The organism is Rhizobium etli CFN 42 (assembly GCF_000092045.1).
In the GTDB taxonomy this organism is placed as follows: domain Bacteria; phylum Pseudomonadota; class Alphaproteobacteria; order Rhizobiales; family Rhizobiaceae; genus Rhizobium; species Rhizobium etli.
The window spans coordinates 1554876-1575723 of the sequence record NC_007761.1 but is presented as its reverse complement, the minus strand read 5'-3'; the positions used below and the strand labels follow the sequence as shown (position 1 = coordinate 1575723).

The following is a 20848-nucleotide window of genomic DNA, read 5'->3' as shown; positions in this document are numbered from 1 at the left end:
TCAGAAGTGGCCGGCGGGCAAGGAATCCGGCCTATTGCAGCTGTGGATGAAGTCTTGGGACCGACATCAAAGGATGAGACAAACGTTCCGCCGCAATTTGGACTTCGTTTGCCGTTCCCTTCAACAGAAATTTAGAGGTCCGCAAATATAAAGCGGCCCCAATCCGTAGTAGCGTAACTGCAGATTTCCAAACCGCCACACGCCACCAGAGGAATCACCCTATGAACATTTATCGGACAACGCGGCTGATGCTGTCGGGCGCAGCCTTTTTCTCGCTCGCCGGCTCGGCCTTCGCCCTCGACGGCAACGATCTGCTGAAGAAGCTCAATGCCGCCTATGCCGCACAAGGCGGAACGATTTCGGCTGACGGCATCGATATCAACGGCACGACGGTGACCTTGAAGAATGTCAGCGTCAAACCGACCGGCGGCGAAAGCCTGCCTATCGGCGAAGTCACCCTTTCCGGTGTCGAGGAAGATGAGGACGGCGGTTACTATATCGAAGAAGCGGCCTTCCCCGACATCAACAAGACCGAAGATGGCGTCACTGTGACGGCGCAGCAGCTGACGCTTGGCGGCATTTCGATCCCGTCAACGCCTGGCGGCGACTCGCTCGATACGATGATGCTCTACGAAACAGCCCATACCGGCCCGCTGAAGGTGGTCAAGGATGGCACGGAAGTCTTCTCCGTGCTCGAAAGCGACATGAATCTGACATTGCGCGAAGACGAATCCGGCTTCGATTTCGACGGCGCTTTCAAGAGCATGAAGGCCGATCTCAGCAAGGCCGAGGATGCGCAGAGCAAGGACGCAATCGAGAAGCTCGCCCTGCAGCACGTCCAGGGCGACATCACCATGAAGGGCGCCTGGGAACTTGCGCCCGGCACAATCGACATTTCGGAATTCGCCTTCGACTTCACCAACATCGGCAAGCTGAACCTTGGCTTCAAGATTTCGGGCTACACGATGGCCTTCATGAAGTCGATGCAGGACGCGATGAAGGAATCGGAAGCCAATCCGAACAAGGAACAGTCGCAGCAGGCGCTCGGCCTCGCCATGCTCGGCCTGATGCAGCAGCTGTCCTTCGAGGGCGCAAAAGTGCGCTTCGAAGATGCCTCGATCACCAAGCGCGCGCTCGACTATGCCGGCTCGCAGCAGAACATGTCCGGCAAGCAGATGGCGGATTCGCTGAAGGCGATGACGCCGATCATGCTGGCACAGCTCAATATCCCGGAGCTGCAGAATGCCGTTTCGGCCGCCGTCAACACCTTCCTCGACGACCCGAAGAGCCTGACGGTCAGCGCCGCCCCTGAAAAGCCGGTGCCGTTCCCGACCATCGTCGGTGCAGCCATGGGCGCTCCGAACACGCTGCCGCAGGTGCTCGGCGTTAAGGTTTCAGCTAACGACTGATCGCCTGGCTTCCTTCATGAGAGCAGGCTCGGCAGTTCCGCTGCCGAGCCTTTCTATTTCAGGCATATGCAGGCGTCGGCACAAATGAAAAACCCGGCGATTGCGGTCGCCGGGCTTTCTCATTCGAAAAACGAACCGAACTCAGTCCTTCTTGACCGGCGGGATCGGCCGGATCGCCAGCTCGCGCAACTGCGTCAGCGTTGCCGGGCTCGGTGCGCCCATCAGCAAGTCCTGAGCCTGCTGGTTCATCGGGAAGAGCGAGATTTCGCGCAGGTTCTTCGCGCCGACGAGCAGCATGATGATGCGGTCGATACCAAAGGCAGCGCCGCCGTGCGGGGGCGCGCCATACTGAAAGGCTCGGTAGAGGCCGCCGAAGCGATCCTCGACGTCCTGCTGGCTGAGGCCGACCTTCTCGAAGGCGGCAACCATGGTTTCCGGCGACTGGTTGCGGATCGAACCCGAGGCGATTTCGAAGCCATTGCAGACGGCGTCATACTGGAAGGCCTTGATCGTCAAAGGATCCTGGTTCTGCAGCGCGTCGAGGCCACCCTGCGGCATCGAGAACGGGTTGTGGGCGAAATCGACCTTCTTCTCCTCGTCGTTCCATTCGAAGAAGGGGAAATCGACGATCCAGCAGAGTTCGAAGCGATCGCGGTCTACGAGGTTCAGTTCTTCGCCGGCCTTGGTGCGGGCCTCACCGGCAAACTTGTAGAACTTTTCCGGCTCGCCGGCGACGAAGAAGCAGGCGTCGCCGTCATCGAGGCCGAGCTGAGTGCGGATCGCATCGGTGCGCTCCTCGCCGATGTTCTTTGCAAGCGGTCCGGCGCCTTCGAGCTTATCGCCTTCCTTGCGCCAGAAGATGTAGCCGAGTCCAGGCTGGCCCTGGCTCTGCGCCCAGGCGTTCATGCGGTCGCAGAAAGCGCGCGAGCCGCCTGTCTTGGCCGGAATCGCCCAGACCTGGACCTTCGGGTTGGAGGCGATCATGCCGGCGAAGACCTTGAAGCCGGAACCGGCGAAATGCTCGGTCACCGCTTCCATGACGATCGGGTTGCGCAGATCCGGCTTGTCGGAGCCGTATTTGCGGATCGCCTCGTCATAGGGGATGCGCGGCCATTCCTTGGTGACTGGCTTGCCTTCGGCGAACTCCTCGAACACCTTGGTCATCAGCGGACCCATGGTGTTCCAGACGTCTTCCTGTGTGACGAAGCTCATTTCGAGATCGAGCTGGTAGAATTCACCCGGCAGGCGATCGGCGCGTGGGTCTTCGTCACGGAAGCATGGCGCGATCTGGAAATAGCGGTCGAAACCTGCGACCATCAGCAGCTGCTTGTACTGCTGCGGCGCCTGCGGCAGAGCGTAAAAAGTGCCGGGATGAATCCGGCTCGGCACGAGGAAGTCGCGCGCGCCTTCCGGCGAGGAGGCCGTCAGGATCGGCGTGGTATACTCGGTGAAGCCCGCGCTACCCATTTCACGGCGCATGGCCGAAATAACCTGGGTGCGCTTGACAATGTTCTTGTGCAGGGTTTCGCGGCGAAGATCGAGGAAGCGATACTTGAGGCGAACGTCTTCAGGATATTCAGGCTCGCCGAAAACCGGCAGCGGCAATTCCTTGGCAGCAGAGAGCACCTCGATTTCCTGCGCGTAGAGCTCGATTTCGCCGGTCGCCATCGTCTTGTTGACGGTGTCTTCGGTGCGGGCCTTGACGAGGCCGTCGATGCGGATGACCCATTCGCCGCGCACGGTTTCGGCCATCTTGAAGGCGGGGCTATCCGGGTCAGCGACAACCTGGGTGATGCCGTAATGGTCGCGAAGGTCGATGAAGAGAACGCCGCCATGGTCGCGAACGCGATGGACCCAGCCGGCGATGCGGACGGTCGAGCCAACATCCGTCTTGCGGAGGGCGGCGCATGTGTGGCTGCGGTAGCGATGCATGATCTCAAATCCTGGCATGTGGCTGAAGACGGCAGCAGGGGTTCGAAGACCCTCCCGCGCCGACAAGAAAATCGGGCGGAAAAGCGCATGGACGCTCCGATTTGTCAAGACTTGGCGCGCCGCGCCCCTGGGTTTGGCATGCGTTTATGGCGAGGCTGCGACCCGCAGGCTGCGGCAGTTTGGCCGCGTTTCCCGTATTGATGAAGACGAAGCTCAACTTTAAAAGGATCGGCAGCCTCATCCTGGAGCCTCCGCATGCCTCTGCTGACCCGCCGCAACCTTCTGAAGGCATCCGCCATCGCGGGCGCCTATGGCGCCGGCATCGCCGTTGCGGGCAAATTCGGGCTTGCCGAGGCGGCGCCGGAACCGCAGCTGCTGACGGCTGTGAAAACCGAGGCCTTGCTGACCGAGGCGGGTCCGACCAGGGATGTCGTCAGCTGGGGCCATGGCGGCATGCCGCCGGTTCTGAGGATGAAGAAAGGGCGGCCCTACGCGGCACGGCTGAACAACCAGCTGGACGAGCCGACCACGATCCACTGGCACGGGCTTCGCATCGACAACCGCATGGATGGCGTGCCCTTCGTGACGCAACCCTATATCTATACCGGCGACAGCTTCGATTATGCCTTCACGCCGCCCGATGCCGGCACCTTCTGGTATCACCCGCATTGCAACACGCTGATGCAGATGGGACACGGCATGACCGGCATGCTCGTCGTCGAGGACCCGGCCGATCCGGAATTCGATGCGGAGGTGCTGCTGAACCTGCGCGACTGGCGGCTTGGCGGAGACGGGCAGTTCATCGCCCCCTTCCGGCCGCGCGATGCCGCCAAGAGCGGCACCTACGGCACGGTGCGCACCGCCAACTGGCATCAGGAGCCGCAATATGACGCGCCGGCCGGCGGGCTGGCGCGGCTGCGCATCGCCAATACCGATGTGACGCGCATCTTCTCGCTGACAATGGCAGGCGCCGATGCGACCGTCATCGCCATCGACGGCAATCCGGTGCCGAAACGCTTTCCCCTTGACTTGCTGCAGATCGGGCCGGGACAGCGGCTCGACCTTGCCGTGCGCATGCCGGAAGGCGAAGGCGCCGTCGCTACACTGGAAGATATCCGCGGCACGACGCCGAAGACGATCGCCAGCCTGCGCGCCGTTGGACAGTCGTTGAAACGCAATATCGGCGATCTCGGCCCGCTTGCCGAAAACCCCGTTGCCAAGGCCGATCTTTCCGCTGCCGAACAGATCCCGCTGGTGTTGAGTGCGACCGCGGAAAATGCCGCCGTCGAGAGTATCTGCGGCACGCTCGGCTACAGTTTCTGGGCGATTAACAAAGTGCCGTGGCCGGGCGACACCCCCGATCCGACGGCGCCGCTGGCGGAACTGAAGCTCGGCAAGAGCTATGTCTTCAATCTGGAGAACACCACGCCACACGCTCATCCGATCCATCTGCACGGCATGAGCTTTACGGTGATCTCCTCCTCGACGCGGCAGGTGATGCCGCTGGTGTCCGATACCTACCTCGTCCAGCCCGACGAGAAGGTGCAACTGGCCCTCGTCGCCGACAATCCCGGCGACTGGGTGCTGCATTGCCATATTATCGAACATCAGAAGACAGGGATGACCAGCTATATCAGGGTGACCTGAGGCGCTCCCTGCCCCAGTTTGGACGTAATTCTTAGCCAGCAATGCGCGAAGCTTATGCTGTTGTATTGACATATCGAAGCGAAAGGAGAAGGAAGGTTCAACCGACCTTTTCCTTGCGAATGAATTGATATGATCGAAACCACCGCCGATTTGGCGGCCGCCTGCAAAGAGCTGGCCAAGTCCGACTTCATTACCATTGACACCGAATTCCTGCGTGAGACGACCTTCTGGCCGGAGCTCTGCCTGATCCAGATGGCAAGCCCAACAATGGAGGTTCTCGTCGATCCGCTGGCCAAGGGCATCGACCTAGCCCCCTTCTTCGAACTGATGGCCGACACCAAGGTGCTGAAGGTCTTTCATGCGGCGCGCCAGGACATCGAAATCATCTTCAATCGCGGCAATCTCATTCCGCATCCGATCTTCGACACGCAGGTCGCCGCCATGGTCTGCGGTTTCGGCGACAGCGTCTCCTATGATCAGCTGGTCAGCCGCATCAAGAACGTCCATATCGACAAGTCGTCGCGCTTCACCGACTGGAGTCGCCGGCCGCTCTCCGAAAAGCAGCTGGAATATGCGCTGGCCGACGTCACCCACCTGCGCGACGTCTATCTGTCGCTGAGTTCACAGCTCGACCGCGAAGGCCGCACATCGTGGCTGCGCGAGGAAATGGACATTCTCGAAGCGCGTGAAACCTACGACATGCATCCCGATGACGCCTGGCAGCGTCTGAAGATGCGCCTGCGCAAGCCGCAGGAGCTGGCGGTCCTGAAATATGTCGCCGCCTGGCGTGAGCGTGAGGCGCGGGCCCGCAATGTGCCGCGATCGCGGGTCTTGAAGGACGATGCGATCTATGAGGTCGCCCAGCAGCAGCCTAGGGATTCCGAAGCGCTCGGCCGCTTGCGCACCATTCCGAAGGGTTGGGAGCGCTCGGCCGCCGGAACAGCGGTCGTCGAAGCGGTCAATGCGGCGCTCGCCCTTCCAAAAGCCGAGATGCCGCATGTGCCTCGTCAGACGCAGGCCCCGGAGGGCGCAGCTGCCGCCGTAGAACTCTTGAAGGTGCTGCTGAAGCTGATCTCGGAAAAACATGGCGTGGCGCCGAAGGTGATCGCCAACAGCGAGGATCTCGATAAGATTGCCGCCGATGGCGAGAAGGCCGATGTCGCCGCCCTGCACGGCTGGCGGCGCGATCTTTTCGGCGAGCCGGCGCTGCAGCTGATCCAGGGTCAGATCGGCCTGCGTTTCGCCGGCCGAAAGGTTGAAACCGTCAGCCTCTGAAACCAGATCGAATTCGCTTGACGCCTTTTTCCCAGCTGAAACAATGGCCCGGGAGAAATCGCGACAGCGAAGGGACGGCATGCGGGAAATATCTCCAACCCAGAACTGGATCTTGATCGTGATCGTCCTCGCGGCGAGCGGCGTCGTTTACGATTCGATGTTCTACTCCGACCAGACGCCGGTCATCGGGGCGATCTTCGCGCTGTTCATCGGCATGCCGATCATCGCCTTCGAGCGCAAGGTGCTGTTCCGCGGGCTCTACCGGCGCATCCAGAAGCTGCCGACCTTCATCTTCATCATCACCGAACTGGTAATTTACGAAATCCTGATGAGCATCGGCTTTGCCTGCGCCGGGCTGCTGCTCCGGGCGATCGGCGTGCTGAAGCCGTCGTCGCTCCTCGATCTCGTCATCATGCCCTTCGAGGTGTTCCTCTATGCGCTTGCCGTCTGCTCGGCGTTGATCTTCATCCTGCGCGTGCGGGAGCTGCTCGGCCGCGAAGTATTCGTCAGCATGCTCATCAGCCGCTATCGCAATCCGGTTAGGGAAGAACGCGTCTTCCTGTTCATCGATCTCGTCGATTCGACAGCTTTTGCCGAAAAGCATGGCGACCTCCGGGCGCAGCAGCTGCTGAGCTCGCTGTTTGCGACCTTCGCCGAGCCGGTCCGGCGCCACAAGGGCATGATCAACGACTATGTCGGCGATGCGGCGATCATTACCTGGCCGCTTGCGCGCGGCGTCAAAGATGCGCGCTGCGTGCGCTGCATCTTCGACATCCTTGCCGATATCGACGCCAATGCCGCCGGCTGGCGGAAAAATTACGGACAGGTGCCGAAGCTTCGCGCCGCCCTTCACGGCGGCGAGATCATCACCGCGGAAGTGGGCGTCGACCACCACAAGATCAGCTATTTCGGCGATACGGTGAATACGACCGCCCGGTTGGAGACGCTCTGCCGCAGTCTGAACCGACAGGTGCTGATCTCCGCGGAGCTTGCCCGGCGCATGACCTTTCCCGACGACATTTCCTGCGACGATCTCGGTATCCATGCCGTCAAGGGACGCGGCCAGGCGCTCGGCGTCATGGCGCTTTCCTCACGCGCGGTGACCGTGCTGAACACGCCCGCAGTCGTTCTGCACGGCTGAGCGACGCTCTTACCACCCCGTCACCAAAGCTTCACCCAACCGTCAATTCGCTGACACGGAAGCCCTGCTAAGCGGAAGCCATTCGCATCCGTTCTATGGGGATATTATGAAGAACGTCCTTTTTGCTTCCGTATCGCTTTTCATTCTGATTGCCGGCCCCGTTTCGGCCGATCAGCAGCAATTCCCGGCCAAGCTCGCCGCCCAGGCGATCCTGCCTGCCAACACTATGGTTGCGGCTCCGGCCGACGCCCCCGACTTCCTCAAGCATTCCGGCAAGTTCACGACGCCGGACCGCAAGCGCACGGAAGCGCTGGGCACCGTCCCCGGGAAGGACGGCGCTCGCGTGACCGACCTGAAGCTCCCTTTCGTCGGCCAGCCGATCCAGGGTTTCTCGGGCATCAAGACGATGGCCGACGGCACCTTCTGGACGCTCTCGGACAACGGCTTCGGTTCGAAAGCCAACTCTTCCGACTCCATGCTGTTCCTGCATCAGATGAGGTTCGACTGGACTGCCAACAAGGCTGAGGTCGTCAAGAACCTCTTTCTCTCCGATCCGAACAAGATCGCCCCCTTCCCGATCGTGCTCGAAGGCACAGAAAAGCGTTACCTTACCGGTGCCGACTTCGACATCGAGTCGATCCAGCCTGTTGCCGACGGCTTCTGGCTCGGCGACGAGTTCGGGCCCTATCTCCTCAAGGTCGATATCGAAGGCCACCTCACCGATGTCATCCCGACGACGCTTGACGGCAAGCCGGTGCTTTCGCCCGACAACCCGCTGATCCAGTTGCCGGGCAATCCCGCGGCGAAGATGCCGGTCTTCAACCTGAAGCGCTCCGGCGGCTTCGAAGGTCTTGCCATGTCGAAGGACGGCTCCAAGCTCTATGGCCTGCTCGAAGGCGCCATCTACGGGGATAACGGCACGATGGAAACAGCCGACGGCCACACCGCCATCCGCATCATCGAATTCGACGTCGCCGCCAAGAAGTGGACCGGCCGCAGCTGGCTCTATCCATTCGAGGACAAGGGCGTGTCGATCGGTGACTTCAACATGCTCGACGACACCACCGCTCTCGTCATCGAGCGGGACAGCGGCGCCGGCACCAAGGACAAGGCCTGCGCCGATCCTAAGCAGCCGAAGCCGGATTGCTTCGAGGCGCCTGCCGAGCTGAAGCGTGTCTACAAGATCGAATTCAACGATGCCAATGCCGGCAAGGCTGTCCGCAAGATCGGCTATATCGACCTCCTCAACATCCAGGATCCCGACAACAAGAAGAAGGCTGGAGCCAAGGACGGGGTCTACGACATGCCGTTCGTGACGATCGAAAACGTCGATCGTGTCGACGCCACGCACATCATCATCGGCAACGACAATAATCTCCCCTTCTCCGCCGGCCGCGCCGTCGACAAGGCCGACAATAACGAGTTCAGCCTGCTTGAGGTTGGCGAGTTTTTGAACGCGAAGTAATTTTGAGTTTTGAAACAGAATAGGAAGGGCGGTGCGCGAGCGCCGCCTTTTTTTGGATGCTCGTCCACCTCATTCCAGTGCTCGTCACAGGAATTCAGTGCGCCCAAGTCGTTGGGCGCGGGAGACGCTTTCAAAAGCAAGTGAGTCATTCACCGCGCGGACGCGCGGTGGCTGGATTGCTGACGAGCATAGGAATGAGGAAGGGCGGAGGGACGGCACGACTAAAAGAGCCCGCCAAAAGTATGCCAGCCCTACTCGAACCGGAACGCCAGCCGCTTGTTCGTCAGCCTCGACAGTTGCTGCAGGCGGCCGTCCAGGCGTTCGCCGGCGAAATCGCGATATTCCGGTGGCACGACGAATTCGAGGTCGAAGTCTGGGTTCGAGGATCGGCGGAAGGTCAGGTTCTTGACGATGCCGGGCATGGAGGCCGAGAAGAGATAGACGACACGCAGCATGCCGCCGAGCAGTTTGGCGCGGTCGATGAACTGAGGGGTCGCGATCTGCGCCAGCGGACCGGTGGCGCCGTCATCATGCAGGCCCTCGAAACGATAATAATTGGTGAGCGCGATGAAGGCGCGGCCGGGATGGCTGATGCCGACGAAAGAGGAGTGGGCGATGACGTTCAGCGCCTGCAGACCACGATAGTCGGGATGGGCGCGCCAGCTGATATCGGCAAGCAGACAGGCGGCCTGACGATAGCGGCTTTCCTCTTCGGTTTCCTGGACGCCGAACAAGGGCATCATCCGACCAGTCCATTCCGCCAGTTCGCGGGCATGCTCGGGCGAACGGGCACGCAGAATCGCCAATTCACCGGCAGCCGCCAGCAGCGGATCGAGGCGGCGCTCACCTTCCGACAGCAGCGAATAGAGATAGCCCTCGCGCACGCCCTGTGCCGAGAAGGAAATCACCGACGGCTTCATGACGCTCAAGACTTCCTTCATGGCGATGGCGCCGAAAGGCAGCAGCGAACGGCGATGCTTGGAGACCGCCTGAAGGGCCGGCTCCTTGGAATCGCGCGCGGTGGCCACCTGATCGAGGAACAACATCATCGCTTCGAGCGATACCTCATAGCCCTGCATCATATGCAGCGGATAATTGGTAATCTCCATGTGCAGCTTGGCGATGTTTCGCCAGGTGCCGCCGACGGCATAGAAGGTGCGCCCCTCGCCTTTCGCTAGGAGCTTTGCCGTCTTCACCTGCTTGCGGGCAAAGGTGCGTGCCTTGGAGAGCGAACCGCCGGCATATTCCGACAAGCGCAAACCGCCGAGCGGCAGGGTGATGCCCTTGCCGACTTCCTTGCCCTTGATGTCGATCAGTTCAAGGGAACCGCCGCCGAGGTCGCCGGCAATGCCGTCAGGATTGAAGAAGCCGCTGATGATGCCGAGCGAGGCGAAGCGAGCCTCCTCCTCACCTGAAAGCACCCGGACGTGGCGCTGCAGGATCGTCTCCGCCTGATGGATGAAGTCGGGACCGTTGCTCGCCTCGCGGGCGGCGGCCGTCGCCAGCACATACATGGTGGCGGCCCGCGCCTGATCGGATAGGGCCTTGAAACGGTGCAGCGCCGCCAGAGCCCGGGCGACGCTCTCTTCATCCATCTTGCCGGTGACGGCTATGCCTTTGCCGAGGCCGCAGAGGACCTTTTCGTTAAAGAGGATCGTAGGCGAACGGGACAGGCCTTCGTAGACGACAAGACGAATGGAATTCGATCCGATGTCGACGACGGAGACCGGGGCGATCCCTGGAAGGCGCCCCTGGGCTTCAGATTCAACCATATGGTCCAGTTTTACTTGTTGTTGCGGCCTTCAAGCAGGCCGGCGATCAGTTTCGGCGCGCTTGATTTCAGAGCTTCACCACGGCCTGACAGGCTCGGATTGGTCATGAAATACTGCTGCGCATTGAACGGCTCCTCGCCCCTGCGCACTTCCATGCGCCGCGACGTACCGTCGGGCAATATCTCGTAGCTTTGTTGATTGTCAATCACGTTGCCAAGCATAATCTGTGACAAGACCTGCTCATGAACAGTCGGATTCGTCAGCGGAACCATGGTCTCGACGCGGCGGTCGAGATTTCTCGGCATCATGTCGGCAGAACCGATGTAGACCAGCGCCTTATCCGACGGCAGGCCATGGCCGTTGCCGAAGCAGAAGATGCGGCTGTGTTCGAGGAAGCGGCCGACGATCGACTTGACGCGGATCTTCTCCGAGAGACCGGGCACCTGCGGACGCAGGCAGCAGATGCCGCGCACAACGAGATCGATCTCCACGCCGGCATGGCTGGCGCGATAGAGCGCATCGATGATGTCGGGGTCGACAAGCGAGTTCATCTTCATCCAGATCGCCGCCGGCGCGCCGTTCCTGGCATGCTGAATCTCTTCCTCGATGTGACGCAGGATACGCGAGCGCAACGTATAGGGCGAGACGGCGAGCTGCATGCCCTCTTCAGGTTCGCCATAGCCGGTGATAAAGTTGAAGATGTTCGCCATGTCGTGGGCGATGACGGGATTGCAGGTGAAATAGGAGAGATCCGTATAGATCTTGGCGGTGATCGGGTGGTAGTTGCCGGTTCCCAAGTGACAATAGGTCCTGAGCTTCCCTTCTTCGCGGCGAACGACCATTGACATCTTGGCGTGGGTCTTGAGCTCGATGAAACCGAATACGACCTGCACGCCGGCGCGCTCGAGATCGCGCGCCCAGCGGATATTCGCCTCTTCGTCGAAGCGGGCCTTGAGCTCCACCAGCGCCGTCACCGACTTGCCGGCTTCAGCGGCGTCGATCAATGCACGCACGATCGGGCTGTCGTTCGAGGTGCGGTAAAGCGTCTGCTTTATCGCCAGAACGTCAGGATCGCGAGCAGCCTGGAGAAGGAACTGGACCACCACGTCGAAGGATTCGTAGGGGTGATGGACGACCATGTCCTTCTCGCGGATGGCGGCGAAGCAATCGCCGGCATGTTCGCGGACGCGCTCGGGAAATCGCGCATTGTAGGGCTGAAACCTGAGATCGTCGCGCGGCGCCTTGGTGATCTCCGACAGAGTGTTCAGTGCCAGGAGCCCCGGCAGAACGGCGACGCGATTGTCGGGGATGCTCAGTGCTTGCACGACGAACTGACGTAGCGAGGCCGGCATTTCCGAATCGGTCTCGATGCGGATGACCTTGCCGCGGCGGCGCCGCTTCAGTGCCGTTTCGAAAAAGCGCACGAGATCCTCGGCCTCTTCCTCGACTTCGATATCACTGTCGCGGATGACGCGGAACGTACCGGAACCCTGCACCTCGTAGCCCGGATAGAGACGGTGGATGAAGATGTTGGCGACATCTTCCAGCGTGATGTAGCGGATTGTGTTCGCGTCATCCGGCAGGCGGACGAAGCGGTCGAGCGCCGGCGGCAGGCGCAGCAGCGCCGTCATCGGTTCGCGGCCATTCTTGCTGACGAGCTGCAGCCCGATCGAAAAACCGAGATTGGGAATGAAGGGGAACGGATGGGCCGGATCGATGGACAGCGGCGTCAGCACCGGGAAGATCGCCTGTTCGAATTCGGCGGCGAGCCATTGGCGGTCTGCATCGCTCAAGGCGCCCGGGCGCACGATCAGAATGTCTTCCTTGGCGAGGTACTGCTGCAGCACGGCGAGCGAAGCCTGCTGCTCCATCTGCAGATGGTCGATCTCCTGCAGGATCGAATCGAGTTGTTCGGCCGGTGTCTTGCCGTCTGGGCTGCGGATGGCGATGTTCTGGCGCACCTGGCCCTCGAGGCCGGCGACACGCACCATGAAGAACTCGTCGAGGTTGGCTGCCGAAATCGACAGGAAGCGGACGCGCTCGAGCAGCGGATGTTCGGTATTCAGCGTCTCTTCCAGGACACGGCGGTTGAACTGCAGCCAGGAGAATTCGCGGTTGATGAAGCGCTCGGGGCTTGCCAGCAACTCTTCCAGCGGGGGCGCGTTGTCGTTGGTTTCCGGAGTAAGTTCCTGATGTTCTGCGACTGCGCTGTCCATGGTCCGCTTACCCCGTTTCAATCGCGACGGCAATTATATCAGTTTCACGACGGAACTGTGACAGTCAATCGGCCGGTTCCGAATTTCCCAATTCATTCAATACTTCGGCAGCAAGAGCTCGGGTGATTTTCGTGCCCCGCGACAGGGCCAGTCGGTCGAGCCTTTCCACGATCGTCTGGGCCGCGTTTAGCGACCGCTCCATCCGGTTGACGATATAGAGCACGAGTTTGTCATCTATATAAAGCTGCCGGTCGGCGAAGAGCTTGACGATCACCTGCGACAGCAAGACCTCGTCGGGTTCGCCGATCTCGACGACGGTCGCAGCTTTCAGACGCGAGCGCAGATCGGGCAGCAAAACCGGCCAGGAGATCGGCCAGAGACGGCTTGTTATCAACAGGCTGGTGGCGTTTTCGCGCACGCTGTTGATGACGTGGAAAAGCGCATTGTCGTCGAAGCCGAGGCGGTCGGCATCTTCGAACAGCACCGGACCGGCAGCGGCAGCGACAGCCGCGTCCGAACCGAGTCCGGGATGAATGCTGACGGCGCCGCTCAACTCCTGCCAGATGCGGGCGAGATGCGATTTCCCCGAACCGACCGGGCCGGCGAGCACGACCACCGGCGACGGCCATGCCGGCCAGGCGTCGACGATCGACACGGCGGCGGCGAGCCGCTCCGAAATCAGAAGATCGTCGCGGCCGCTTGCGGCATCGTGCGAAAAGGCCAATGGCAGCTGCTCTCCGGCCTTGCGCTTCGGATCAGCGTTCTTCACGTCACTCATTGGGAACTGATTTCGTCTTCTGAGCGCGGGCGCTCGGCGACGCGCCAAAATAAAGATCGCTCTGAAGGTAGCGCGAAAGCGCGAAGCGGACAAGGACACCGACGGCGGCGGCAGCCGGCACGGCGACCAGAAGACCGACGAAGCCGAAGAGCGCGCCAAAAGCAAACAGCGCAAACATCAGCCAGACCGGATGCAGACCGACGCTGGAGCCGACGAGCTTCGGCTGTAGGATATTGCCTTCGAGGAACTGGCCGCTGAAGAAGACGACCAGCACCAGGCCGATCCAGGGATAATCCGGCCAGAACTGCACGATCGCCACGCCGACGGCGAGAACGAGGCCGACAAGCGAGCCGACATAGGGAATGAAGCTGATCATACCGGCGAAGAGGCCGATCAGCAGGCCGAAGTTCAGCCCGACTAGGGAAAGGCCGGCGGCATAATAAATGCCGAGAATGAGGCAGAGCGAGCCCTGGCCGCGGATGAAGCCGGCGATTGCCTGATCGATCTCGCTGGCGATCTGGCGAACATCATTCACGTAATCGCGCGGAATCCATTGATCGACCTTGGCGACCATGCGATCCCAATCGAGCAGGATATAGAAAGCGACGACGGGGGTGACGACGAGCAGCGAGATGACGTCGACGATCGCCTTGCCGGAATTCCAGATCTGCGCGAAGAGCCCGGTCAGAAAGCCCATGCCTTCGGAGAGGATGCCGGAGAAATTATCCTTGATCGTGCCGACCTGGCTCCTGATCCACTGCGGCAGCAGCGAATGCTGCGACTGGGCGATGAATTTCTGCAGCTGGCTGATATAACTCGGCAGGCGCTCGGCGAAATCGTTGAACTGGCTGATCAGCACGGGAATGAGGATCATCAGCGCCAGCGCAAAGACGATGACAAAGGCGATCAGAATGCCGACCGTCGCCATCATGCGGCTGAGGCCCAGGCGCTCCAGCCGGTCGGCGACGGGATCGAGGAAATAGGCGATCGCCATGCCGGCGATGAATGGCAGGAGGATCGAGCTGAAGACATAGAGAAAGGCGATGAAGAAGACGAGCACGGCCAGCCAGAAGAAGATCTGGCGTTTCAGACTGTTGCCGCTGACATGCTGTGGCATTGCTTCCCCGTTTCGCTCGCCGCCGCCGAACGCCGCCTCTTGTCCGACGCGGCCATTCAGCACATAGGATGCAGGCGCAAAGATGGTCAACCCTGTCATGCCAAATCCCGGAAAGGCCGGTTAAAGACACGGGAAATTGGGGGCTTTTCCCATGCAGCGCTTGCATAAATGCCCCTGTCATGCAATTGCGACCGGCAGATGACGCGGCGCGTCCGCCGCCTGAAATAGCCATCGGAGACCAGCATGAGCCAGTCTGGAAAAAACGGCCTGACCTATAGCGATGCGGGCGTCGACATCGATAACGGCAACCTCCTGGTCGAGAAGATCAAACCGGCGGTGCGCTCGACGCGCCGTCCGGGCGCCGACGGCGAGATCGGCGGCTTCGGCGGGCTCTTCGATCTCAAGGCGGCGGGCTTTACCGATCCGGTCCTCGTCGCCGCCAATGACGGCGTCGGCACCAAGCTGAAGATCGCGATCGACGCCGATTACCACGACACCGTCGGCATCGATCTCGTCGCCATGTGCGTCAACGACCTCGTGGTCCAGGGCGCGGAGCCGCTGTTCTTCCTCGATTATTTCGCGACAGGCAAGCTCGTTCCCGATCAGGGTGCGGCGATTGTCGGCGGCATTGCCGCCGGCTGCCGCGAGGCTGGCTGCGCTCTGATCGGCGGGGAGACCGCCGAAATGCCCGGCATGTATTCCTCCGGCGACTATGATCTTGCCGGCTTTGCCGTCGGCGCCGCCGAACGCGGCAAGCTGCTCCCCTCCGGCGACATTGCCGAAGGCGACGTCATTCTCGGTCTCGCCTCCTCCGGCGTCCATTCCAACGGCTTCTCGCTCGTCCGCAAGATCGTGGAACTGTCCGGCCTCGGCTGGGACGCGCCGGCGCCGTTTGCCGAAGGCAAGAAGCTCGGCGAAGCGCTGCTGGAGCCGACCCGCATCTATGTGAAGCCGCTGCTGAAGGCGATCCGCGAAACCGGTGCGCTGAAGGCGCTTGCCCATATCACCGGCGGCGGCTTCCCGGAGAATATTCCGCGCGTCCTGCCGGAGCATCTGGCGGCCGAGATCGACCTTGGCGCCGTCAAGGTTCCGCCGGTCTTCTCGTGGCTCGCCCGGACGGGCGGCGTCGAAGCCAAGGAAATGCTGCGCACCTTCAACTGCGGCATCGGCATGATCGTCGTCGTGGCCGAGGAGAATGTCGCCGCGGTATCCAAGGCGCTCGAAGCCGAAGGCGAAAAGGTCGTCACGCTCGGCCGCATGATTGCTCGCGCTGAGGGCGCTGCCGGCACGGTCTACAAGGGTACGCTTGCCATATGAGCACGCCGCGCAAACGCGTCGTCGTCTTCATATCGGGTGGCGGCTCCAACATGATGGCGCTGGTCGCGGCGGCGAAGGCGGCCGATTATCCGGCCGAGATCGTCGGCGTGATCTCCGACAAGGCGGAGGCCGGCGGGCTTGCCAAGGCAGCGGCCGAGGGCATCTCCACCTTCGCCTTTCCCCGCAAGGATTATGCCAGTAAGGACGCGCATGAGGCGGCGATCTTTTCGGCGCTCGACGAGCTTTCCCCCGACATTCTTTGCCTGGCCGGCTATATGCGGCTGCTGACGCCGACCTTCATTCAGCGTTATGAAGGCCGGATGCTCAACATCCACCCTTCCCTGCTGCCGCTTTTCCCCGGCCTCCACACCCATCAGCGCGCCATTGACGCCGGCATGCGCATCGCCGGCTGCACCGTGCATTTCGTCACCGAAGGCATGGACGAGGGACCGACGATCGGCCAGGCGGCCGTGCCCATTCTCTCCGGTGACACGGCCGAAAGCCTGGCCGCGCGGGTGCTGACCGTCGAACACCAGATCTACCCGCAGGCGCTGCGGCTCTTTGCCGAAGGCCGCGTGACGATGGAGGACGGCAAGGCGATCGGCGCCGAGGCTTCGGCGGCTACCCCCAAGGCCCAGCTCATCTCGCTGATCGGCGACCTCGCTTAGGCCGCCAACGCCCGCAGCGGATGCAGCGTACCGTCGCTGTAGACGAAGCGGCCGGCGCGGAAGGTGGCGCGGATGCGGTTAACGTCGCCCCGCTCGACGATGACCAGATCGGCGCGCTGGCCGATGGCGATTTCGCCGCGATCGGAGAGGCCTGCGGAGCGGGCGGCGTTGCCGGTCGCCATAGCGACGGCGGCCGGCAGGCCGCCTTCCACCGCGTCGGCGAGCTTGAAGATGCCGGGTACGAAGGCGGCCGGGTGATAATCGGCGGCGATAACGCTGAGCAGGCCGGCCTTTGCGGCATCGAGCGCGCTGAGATTGCCCGACATCGACTGGCCGCGCAGGGCGTTCGGTGCGCCCATCAGCGTCCAGAGACCGCGGCGACGCGCCTCTTCGGCGGCGGGTGCCGTCACCGGAAACTCGCTGATGGTGACGCCGAGATCGTGCATTTCGGCGACTTTTTCGATACTGTCGTCGTCATGCGAGGCCAGCGAGAGCTTGTGCTTCAGCGACAGCGCGACGATCTCCCTCAGCTTGGCCTCAATGTCTGGATTGCTGCGCATGGCGATGCGCTTGGCGACGATCTCGGCGGCCATGTCCTCGGAGATGGCGCGGCGCTCGGAAATGCTGAGGATGTAGCTTTGCAGGTTGTTGTACTGGCCTTGGCCGGGCGTATGGTCGGTCAGCGAAACCATGTCGATCTGATCGGCATTGAGCAGGCGCTCGAGCGCAGGCGTGGCGCCAACATTGGTGATTTCATAGCGGGCGTGAACACGGTGGTCGATCAGAAGATTGTTACGCAGGCGGTTGATGCCCTCGATCACCGTCGACGTCGTCTCCAGCGAGCGGACGTGGCCATAGACGCTTTCGGTGGCGAAGGAGACCGCGGCAAAGGCTGTCGTCACACCGGCGGCGGCAAGTTTCTTGTCGAGTTCGTGAATGCCGAAATCGATCGGCATCGTCGCATTCGGCCGCGGCGCGATCTCACGCTCGATCATATCGCCGTGCAGATCGACGAAACCGGGCATCAGCAGCCGCCCGCCGCCATCGATGGCGGCGCCGGCGACCGGCTCCGGCCGGATTTCGGCGATGGCGCCATCCTCAACCCGCACGGAACCTTCACTCACCACCTCGTTCGGGAGAACGAGGGTGAAATTGCTGAGCCACATGGGCTTTCTCCTGACCGCATCGATGATTTCAGACCGCAGCGGATAGAACCGCTTCGTGACAAACGTATGAATTTCCGAACGATAACCGCGATAGCGAAACCGTCTCGAGTCCAACCCAGCGGGTCGCTCGAGACCGCTCATCCGCTATCGCAGTTTATTCCTGTTCAACAGAGCCCATTGCAGCAGCATGATCGTCTTGGCGTCGAAGATCTCGCCGTTTTCGATCATTTGGGCGGCCTCATCGAGCGGGACTTCGAGAACCTCGATATCCTCGTGCTCCTCGTCCAGGCCGCCGCCTTCCGCCATGCGGTCGGTTATGTCGACGAGCGAAACGAAGAAGTGGACGACTTCGGTGATGGCGCCGGGCGACGGGTAGCATTTGAAGAGGAAACGCGCGTCGCGCAGGTGGTAACCAGTTTCTTCCATCGCCTCGCGGCGGATGGCCTGTTCGGGATGATCGTCATCGACCAGGCCGGCCGGCACCTCGATCATCCAGGCGGGATCGCCATTCAGATGCACGGCAAGGCGAAACTGGCGGACAAGAACGACGAGCTCGCGTTTGGGGTCATAAAGCAGGATGCAGGCGGCGGGCGTGCGGTGATAGACCTCCCGCTTCAACTGCTGGGTCGCCCCCTTGCGATCGATGTAATCGAGCAGGTAGCTGCTCAACCGTGTCCAGCCATTCGACAGCGTTTGCTCGCTGACGATTTTCATGCGTGATTTCGGCTGCGTCATGCTGTGTCCCTGCAAAGCCAGACTTTGTTGTCGTGCACGGCCGCTCCGCCATAGGGCGCGACGGGGTCGGCGCCGGTCAGGACGTTGATGCCCTCGCCATCAACATGCGCCTTGTTCGGCCAGGGGCCCTCGGCAATCAGCACGCCCGGCTTGACCTCGGTGGTGATGCGGGCATGGATGCGCAGATCGCCGCGGCCGTTGCCGATGCGGACGAGATCGCCATGGGAAATGCCGTTGGCTTCGGCGTCGGCGGGATTGATCATCACTTCGGGGCGGCCCTCTTTCTGGCGGGAGGTCTTCGTCTCGGAGAAACTCGAATTCAGGAAGTTGCGGGCGGGCGATGTGGCGAGACGGAAGGGATGCTCGGGGTCGGCGACCTCGATGACATCGACCTGATCCGGAAAGACAGGAAGCTCGGCATGCGGCCCGAGCGCGCCGATCGCCGCTGGCGGCTTGTTCGGCGCCGGCTGATTGATCCAGTCCGGCCGGAAGTGGAACTTGCCGTCCGGATGGGCAAAACCGTTCAGGAAATGCGCCTCCTCGAAAGCCGGCTGGCGATCGAACCATTTGTGTTCGAGGAAGTGATCGTAATCCGGCAGATCGCTCGATTTCAGGATGCGGTCGACCATTTCGCGGGCGGTGAAGCCGAAGCCGGGGCGATCGGCGACGCCGAGGCGTTTTGCCAGTTCCTCGATGACAAAGAGATTGGTGCGCACGGTCGGCGGCGGATCGACCAGCTTCGGCCCGAGCAGAATATGATTCTGGCCGCCGGCCCGGTAGATGTCGTCATGCTCGACGAACATCGTCGCGGGAATGACGATATCGGCGATCTCGGCCGTCTCGGTCATGAACTGCTCATGCACGGCGACGAACAGGTCGTCGCGGGCAAAGCCGCGTCTGACCAGGCGCTGCTCGGGAGCGATGTTGGCCGGATTGGTATTCTGGATCAGCATCGCCGTCACCGGGCCGCGGTGGCGCAAGGCCACCGGATCGCCTGTGAGCACTCTGCCGATCTGCGACTGGTCGAGCATGCGGATATCGGCATCCTTCATCGACCGGCCGGTCAGTTCCGCATTGTTCATGCGGAAGATATCGCTGTTCGAATGGAAGGCGCCGCCGCCCTCATATTGCCAGGAGCCGAGCACGGTGGCGATCGAGGCGGCCGCATGCATGGCGACCGCGCCGTTGCGCTGGCGAGTGAAACCGTAGCCGAGGCGGAAGAAGGTCTTCTTCGTCGTGCCGACGAGGCGGGCAAAGGCCTCGATCTCCTCGGCGGACAGGCCGGTGATGGCAGCGGCCCATTGGGGCGTCTTCGTTTTCAGATGCGCTTCGAGACCGGCGGGATCGTCGGCATATCTAGCCATATAGTCCCGGTCGGCATAGCCGTCGCGGAAGGCGATATGCATGACAGCGCAGGCGAGCGCGGCATCGGTGCCCGGCTTGACGATCAAGGCCATGTCGGCCTGCTTCATCGTCGGATTGTCGTAAATGTCGATGACGACGATCTTGGCGCCGCGCTCTTTGCGCGACTTGATCGCGTGGGTCATGACGTTGACCTGCGTCGAGACCGCATTGGTACCCCAGATGACGACGCAATCGGTGCGGCCCATCTCGCGCGGATCAGGCCCGCGCAGCACGCCGGTCGCCATGGTGAAGCCGGTCCAGGCCGGGTTAGTACAGATCGACGAGAAAAAGCCCGAATAGCGCTTGGCGTGACGCAGGCGGTCGATTGAATCGCGCTGCACCCAGCCCATGGTGCCGGCATAGAAATAGGGCCAGACCGCCTCGCTACCGTCCCTCTCCTCGGCCTTCACGAAGGCTTCGGCAATTTCATCCAGCGCATCGTCCCAGGAAATCTGCCGCCACTGCCCTGCCCCCTTGGCGCCGGCGCGGCGCAAGGGGTGCATCAGCCGGTCGGGATGATAGAGCCGCTCGGCATAACGGGCGACCTTGGCGCAGATGACGCCCGAGGTGTAGGAGTGGTCGCCGGCGCCGCGCACGCGGCCGATGCGGCCGTCCTCCGATATCTCAACCTCCAGCGCGCAGGTAGAGGGACAGTCGTGCGGACAGGCCGTGTGGCCGATACTGCTGTCCAGCTTCGGGGATTTGGCGTCGATGGGGGTCGCAATGTTCATGGCATTTGTATATGCCAAGGCCTGCATGGCCAAAAGCCAGAAAAACTCCCCATGATACGAATTCATACGGACATC

Annotated in this window: 15 protein-coding genes; 7 read left to right on the top strand and 8 right to left on the bottom strand. The window is 61.8% G+C overall.

Annotated features, from left to right (window positions below):
* Positions 1–221 precede the first annotated feature (221 nt).
* The gene (locus RHE_RS07640) at positions 222–1409 is read left to right on the top strand and encodes a membrane protein (protein ID WP_011424831.1); all 1188 of its coding nucleotides are present in this window, start codon (positions 222–224) and stop codon (positions 1407–1409) included.
* 141 nt (positions 1410–1550) lie between these two features.
* Here RHE_RS07640 and aspS read toward each other — a convergent pair whose 3' ends face one another.
* The gene (aspS, locus tag RHE_RS07635; RefSeq protein WP_020920939.1) at positions 1551–3341 is read right to left on the bottom strand and encodes an aspartate--tRNA ligase; all 1791 of its coding nucleotides are present in this window, start codon (positions 3339–3341) and stop codon (positions 1551–1553) included.
* 255 nt (positions 3342–3596) lie between these two features.
* On the opposite strand from aspS, the gene RHE_RS07630 reads away from it, so the two are divergent.
* From RHE_RS07630 to RHE_RS07615, 4 genes are all read left to right on the top strand, one after another.
* A complete protein-coding gene (locus RHE_RS07630; protein ID WP_011424829.1) occupies positions 3597–4988 on the top strand; it encodes a multicopper oxidase family protein in 1392 nt (463 codons plus the stop codon).
* A 129-nt stretch (positions 4989–5117) separates the two neighbouring features.
* Positions 5118–6263, top strand: coding sequence for a ribonuclease D (gene rnd / locus RHE_RS07625; RefSeq protein ID WP_011424828.1), 1146 nt, complete (start codon positions 5118–5120; stop codon positions 6261–6263).
* A gap of 79 nt (positions 6264–6342) precedes the next feature.
* The gene (locus tag RHE_RS07620) at positions 6343–7404 is read left to right on the top strand and encodes an adenylate/guanylate cyclase domain-containing protein (RefSeq protein ID WP_011424827.1); all 1062 of its coding nucleotides are present in this window, start codon (positions 6343–6345) and stop codon (positions 7402–7404) included.
* 106 nt (positions 7405–7510) lie between these two features.
* On the top strand, positions 7511–8869 hold the full coding sequence (locus RHE_RS07615) for an esterase-like activity of phytase family protein (RefSeq protein ID WP_011424826.1): 1359 nt from the start codon (positions 7511–7513) through the stop codon (positions 8867–8869).
* Positions 8870–9120: 251 nt separating this feature from the next.
* Here the strand turns inward: RHE_RS07615 and ppx are convergent, their stop codons facing one another.
* The 4 genes from ppx to RHE_RS07595 form a co-directional block, all read right to left on the bottom strand.
* Entirely contained in the window at positions 9121–10641 is a 1521-nt protein-coding gene (gene ppx, locus RHE_RS07610) for an exopolyphosphatase (RefSeq protein ID WP_011424825.1), read from the bottom strand.
* An 11-nt stretch (positions 10642–10652) separates the two neighbouring features.
* Positions 10653–12857, bottom strand: coding sequence for an RNA degradosome polyphosphate kinase (locus tag RHE_RS07605; protein WP_011424824.1), 2205 nt, complete (start codon positions 12855–12857; stop codon positions 10653–10655).
* A gap of 64 nt (positions 12858–12921) precedes the next feature.
* Positions 12922–13635, bottom strand: a complete 714-nt coding sequence (gene hdaA / locus RHE_RS07600) for a DnaA regulatory inactivator HdaA (protein ID WP_011424823.1) — start codon at positions 13633–13635, stop codon at positions 12922–12924.
* Positions 13628–14752: an AI-2E family transporter gene (locus RHE_RS07595; RefSeq protein WP_011424822.1), complete on the bottom strand. Its 1125-nt coding sequence runs from the start codon at positions 14750–14752 to the stop codon at positions 13628–13630. Before RHE_RS07595 ends, hdaA begins: the two co-directional genes overlap by 8 nt.
* A gap of 243 nt (positions 14753–14995) precedes the next feature.
* On the opposite strand from RHE_RS07595, the gene purM reads away from it, so the two are divergent.
* Complete coding sequence (gene purM, locus RHE_RS07590) at positions 14996–16069, top strand: phosphoribosylformylglycinamidine cyclo-ligase (protein WP_011424821.1); 1074 nt, start codon at positions 14996–14998, stop codon at positions 16067–16069.
* Entirely contained in the window at positions 16066–16737 is a 672-nt protein-coding gene (gene purN / locus RHE_RS07585; protein ID WP_011424820.1) for a phosphoribosylglycinamide formyltransferase, read from the top strand. Before purM ends, purN begins: the two co-directional genes overlap by 4 nt.
* Here purN and RHE_RS07580 read toward each other — a convergent pair.
* The 3 genes from RHE_RS07580 to RHE_RS07570 form a co-directional block, all read right to left on the bottom strand.
* The gene (locus RHE_RS07580; protein ID WP_011424819.1) at positions 16734–17903 is read right to left on the bottom strand and encodes an alpha-D-ribose 1-methylphosphonate 5-triphosphate diphosphatase; all 1170 of its coding nucleotides are present in this window, start codon (positions 17901–17903) and stop codon (positions 16734–16736) included. The two genes, purN and RHE_RS07580, sit on opposite strands and share 4 nt — an antisense overlap.
* A gap of 144 nt (positions 17904–18047) precedes the next feature.
* A complete protein-coding gene (locus RHE_RS07575) occupies positions 18048–18638 on the bottom strand; it encodes an NUDIX domain-containing protein (protein WP_011424818.1) in 591 nt (196 codons plus the stop codon).
* The gene (locus RHE_RS07570) at positions 18635–20839 is read right to left on the bottom strand and encodes a molybdopterin-containing oxidoreductase family protein (RefSeq protein WP_042118203.1); all 2205 of its coding nucleotides are present in this window, start codon (positions 20837–20839) and stop codon (positions 18635–18637) included. Before RHE_RS07570 ends, RHE_RS07575 begins: the two co-directional genes overlap by 4 nt.
* Between the last annotated feature and the right edge of the window lie 9 nt (positions 20840–20848).

Excerpts from the sequence above, each read along its gene's own strand:
- RHE_RS07575 (WP_011424818.1), bottom strand. The coding sequence starts at position 18,638 with ATGACGCAGCCGAAATCACGCATGAAAATCGTCAGCGAGCAAACGCTG.
- RHE_RS07615 (WP_011424826.1), top strand. The coding sequence starts at position 7,511 with ATGAAGAACGTCCTTTTTGCTTCCGTATCGCTTTTCATTCTGATTGCC.
- RHE_RS07580 (WP_011424819.1), bottom strand. The coding sequence starts at position 17,903 with ATGTGGCTCAGCAATTTCACCCTCGTTCTCCCGAACGAGGTGGTGAGT.
- rnd (WP_011424828.1), top strand. The coding sequence starts at position 5,118 with ATGATCGAAACCACCGCCGATTTGGCGGCCGCCTGCAAAGAGCTGGCC.
- RHE_RS07630 (WP_011424829.1), top strand. The coding sequence starts at position 3,597 with ATGCCTCTGCTGACCCGCCGCAACCTTCTGAAGGCATCCGCCATCGCG.
- RHE_RS07605 (WP_011424824.1), bottom strand. The coding sequence starts at position 12,857 with ATGGACAGCGCAGTCGCAGAACATCAGGAACTTACTCCGGAAACCAAC.
- aspS (WP_020920939.1), bottom strand. The coding sequence starts at position 3,341 with ATGCATCGCTACCGCAGCCACACATGCGCCGCCCTCCGCAAGACGGAT.
- hdaA (WP_011424823.1), bottom strand. The coding sequence starts at position 13,635 with ATGAGTGACGTGAAGAACGCTGATCCGAAGCGCAAGGCCGGAGAGCAG.
- RHE_RS07640 (WP_011424831.1), top strand. The coding sequence starts at position 222 with ATGAACATTTATCGGACAACGCGGCTGATGCTGTCGGGCGCAGCCTTT.
- ppx (WP_011424825.1), bottom strand. The coding sequence starts at position 10,641 with ATGGTTGAATCTGAAGCCCAGGGGCGCCTTCCAGGGATCGCCCCGGTC.
- RHE_RS07570 (WP_042118203.1), bottom strand. The coding sequence starts at position 20,839 with ATGAATTCGTATCATGGGGAGTTTTTCTGGCTTTTGGCCATGCAGGCC.
- purN (WP_011424820.1), top strand. The coding sequence starts at position 16,066 with ATGAGCACGCCGCGCAAACGCGTCGTCGTCTTCATATCGGGTGGCGGC.
- purM (WP_011424821.1), top strand. The coding sequence starts at position 14,996 with ATGAGCCAGTCTGGAAAAAACGGCCTGACCTATAGCGATGCGGGCGTC.
- RHE_RS07620 (WP_011424827.1), top strand. The coding sequence starts at position 6,343 with ATGCGGGAAATATCTCCAACCCAGAACTGGATCTTGATCGTGATCGTC.
- RHE_RS07595 (WP_011424822.1), bottom strand. The coding sequence starts at position 14,752 with ATGCCACAGCATGTCAGCGGCAACAGTCTGAAACGCCAGATCTTCTTC.